Annotated in this window: 3 protein-coding genes and 1 tRNA gene; 3 read left to right on the top strand and 1 reads right to left on the bottom strand. The window is 61.6% G+C overall.

Going from position 1 to position 2,690, the window contains the following annotated elements:
- On the top strand, positions 1-701 hold a 701-nt coding region (locus ADB02_RS01355), incomplete at its 5' end, for a PASTA domain-containing protein (protein WP_049189437.1).
- A gap of 60 nt (positions 702-761) precedes the next feature.
- Here ADB02_RS01355 and ADB02_RS01350 read toward each other — a convergent pair.
- On the bottom strand, positions 762-1,223 hold the full coding sequence (locus ADB02_RS01350) for a GatB/YqeY domain-containing protein (protein ID WP_049189436.1): 462 nt from the start codon (positions 1,221-1,223) through the stop codon (positions 762-764).
- A gap of 39 nt (positions 1,224-1,262) precedes the next feature.
- Between ADB02_RS01350 and ADB02_RS01345 the strand changes: the two genes are divergently transcribed.
- Positions 1,263-2,198, top strand: a complete 936-nt coding sequence (locus ADB02_RS01345; RefSeq protein ID WP_049189435.1) for a metallophosphoesterase — start codon at positions 1,263-1,265, stop codon at positions 2,196-2,198.
- Between the two features lie 171 nt (positions 2,199-2,369).
- Positions 2,370-2,446, top strand: a tRNA-Pro gene (locus tag ADB02_RS01340).
- Positions 2,447-2,690 lie beyond the last annotated feature (244 nt).

The raw sequence follows: 2,690 nt of genomic DNA, 5'->3' as shown, positions 1-2,690 counted from the left end.
AGCCGGGTGTCGCGCACGCGATTGCTAATGCGCTCAGCAATGACGCCACCGATGGCACCGCGAAGGATGCCGCGAAAGAGCTGAATTGGGAAGGCCCAGTCGCGGCTAAGACCGGTACCACCGAGTCGAACCAGTCCGCGGCATTCCTGGGCTTCACCGGCGGTCTGGCCGGATCGGTGTACGCCTACAACGACACCCCGACGGTCACGGAGCTGTGCACGTCACCGCTGCGCCAGTGCCCGAGCGGCAACCTCTTTGGTGGTCGCGAGCCCGCGCGGACATGGTTCGGCGCAGTCGGCCCAGTCATCGAAGACTACGGCGGAAAGAACCTCCCACCACTGGATTCGGACTACGGCCTGGGCACCTCGATCACCCAAATGCCGAATGTGGTGGGCATGCAGAAGGCCGAGGCTCGAGAGACCCTTAAGAAGGCCGGCTACAAGGTAGAGGAACGCACAGTCTCCCTCACCGGCGAGTCGCGCGGAATCGTGGTCGGGCTGGATCAGCCGCCGCTGCTACTCAAGGGTGGCACCGTCACGATCCGCGTGGCCGATGGCACCCGCCGTCCGACCCCGCCACCAGCGCCGTCGCCGCGGCCGGACTCGACGACGACCCGGCCGGATCCGCTACCGCAGTTCCCTCGCCCGAACACTCCGCCAGCGCCGAGCTTGCGGGATCTGATTCCGCTGCTGCCGTTCTAGTTCACCCTAGAAGGCAGCTCCAACGCTTATCGCCGAAAAAGGAAACGGCGAAAGGTCGCGCTAGCCCTGCAGGGCAGCCTTAACGGCCTCGGAAAGCCGCTTGCCATCGACCTGGCCAGCGGCCTTTTCCTTAGCCACCTTCATAACCTGGCCCATGATCTTCATGCTCGGCGCGTCATCGCCAGCAACCTCGGCCACGGATTCCGCAACGAGGTTCTTCACGGCGTCGTCGTCAAGCTGTTCCGGCTGGTAGCGGGCGAAAACCTCTGCTTCGGCGAGTTCGGCGTCGGCAAGTTCCTGGCGGCCGTTCTCGGCGTACATCTCAGCGGACTCGCGACGCTTCTTGACCTCCCGCTCGATCACACGCAGCACCTCGTCATCGGTGAGCTCATGCTTGGAGCCGGAAACCTCCTCAGTCTGGATAGCGGCCTTCAGCATGCGCAGCGCCGCAACGGTTTCCTTGTCGCGGGCCTTCATTGCGGCGGTCATATCGGAGACAATTGTGTTCTTCAGTTCACTCATATGCCCTAGACTACCGCTGTAGTTGATAGTGTCTCTGTCATGACATCGCGCGCTTTTCCCAACCGAATTCTGCGGTCTGCCGCAGCTCTCGCCACGCTTGGCTTGACGACGTTCATCTACGCGAACCAAATCGAATTGCGCGCATTTAAACTCCACCGTGTGCAAGTTCCCGTGCTGGCACCCGGCACGCTCGCCCGGGCGGGAAAGCGCGAGGGTGAGCCTTTCCGGATTCTGCATGTCTCCGACTTCCACATGCTCCCCGACCAGAAGCTGAAGCAGAAGTGGGTTGCCAGCCTCGATGCTCTGAACCCTGACCTGGTGATTAATACCGGCGACAACCTGGGCAGCGACAAAGCCGTTCCCAGTGTCCTCGCAGCGCTCGGCCCCCTACTGAACCGTCCGGGTGCCTTCGTGTTTGGCACCAATGACTACTTCGCGCCACGGCCTGTCAATCCGCTGAAGTACCTGACAGGCAAGAAGCGCAAGCCCTCACGCGTCGAACTGCCGTGGCGCGGCATGCGCGCTGCGTTTATCGAGCACGGCTGGCAGGATGCCACCCATGCCCGGCTGGAGTTTGTGGCGGGTGGCGTGAAGGTGGCGCTGTCCGGTGTAGATGACCCTCATCACGAGTTGGAGGATTATTCGCAGATCGCCGGTGCTCCGAATGCGGATGCCGACATCGCTATCGGCCTGTCGCACTCGCCAGAGCCCCACGTGTTGGATGCTTTTGCGGAAGACGGCTACGACCTGGTGCTTTCTGGTCACACACACGGTGGCCAGGTGTGCCTGCCCGGCGGGAAGGCCATTGTGACCAACTGCGGTATCGACCGCTCGCGGGCCTCGGGGTTGTCGCGCTGGACCGAGAAGACATGGCTGCATGTCTCCAATGGCCTTGGCACTTCCCCTTACGCTCCGGTGCGCTTGTTCTGCCGCCCATCCGCGACCTTGATTGAGGTTGTGGAGCGGGATTCGTAGTTCGTAGTCCGTCGGGGTGCAGTTCGTAGTTTGTAAGGGCGCGGCGGAGACCGCGGCTTGTTCCCACAGCCCGTTAAGCAGGCGTTTTGCATTCTGACTCAGCGTCGGGCTAAAGTAAGTCCTCGCAAGCACAGCACTGAGACGTATGTTCCCAGTTCGTGTCTGCGGCCTCGGGGTATGGCGCAGCTTGGTAGCGCGCTTCGTTCGGGACGAAGAGGCCGTGGGTTCAAATCCCGCTACCCCGACCAAGTAGAAACCCTCTCTCACCTGGAGTTATCCGGGCGAGGGAGGGTTTCGTCGTTGGCTGCTGAACCCTACTTTTTGCCGCGGTTCAGGGTTGATAGCCAAAGAGTGCGTCCAGTTCTCAAGGTAGCGACTAGTCAGGCCCCAACTGCGGCAGCACCACAGCCCGGAGTTACGTGGCAAAACTGTCAACCCGAAAACTCCGGGGCTGCAAATGTGAAACTGTGTGAGTTTATGACACTTTCAAGC

Source organism: Corynebacterium sp. 212_CJEI (genome assembly GCF_001055915.1).
In the GTDB taxonomy this organism is placed as follows: Bacteria; Actinomycetota; Actinomycetes; order Mycobacteriales; family Mycobacteriaceae; genus Corynebacterium; species Corynebacterium jeikeium_D.
The sequence above is the reverse complement of the archived record's forward strand: the minus strand, read 5'-3'. Positions and strand labels throughout refer to the sequence as shown.